The 252-nt window shown below is 35.3% G+C and carries 1 pseudogene; it reads left to right on the plus strand.

Features of this window, described 5'->3' with window-relative positions:
- Positions 1-252: pseudogene (locus V7266_RS28510) on the plus strand (spore germination protein); the annotation flags it as partial.

Consider the following 252-nt stretch of genomic DNA (forward strand, 5'->3'; position numbering starts at 1 on the left):
ATTATCATCTAAAAGACAACCCTCAGCAGCTTAAACAGGAACTTGGAAACAGTCTCGATATTGTCATTCGAGAATTCGAGATGGGAAACCAAAAGATTCCAATAGCGGCAATCCATACCTCTGGTTTAGCTGATCAGAAAATGGTCAGCGATTTTGTCATGCGGTCTTTAATGATCGATTCTATTAACGACATATCCATAAACCATGTATCTGAAAAAAACATTTTTGATTTTATAAAAGATAATGCTTTGA

Source organism: Neobacillus drentensis, from assembly GCF_036965645.1.
GTDB classification, from domain to species: Bacteria; Bacillota; Bacilli; order Bacillales; family Cytobacillaceae; genus Neobacillus; species Neobacillus drentensis_D.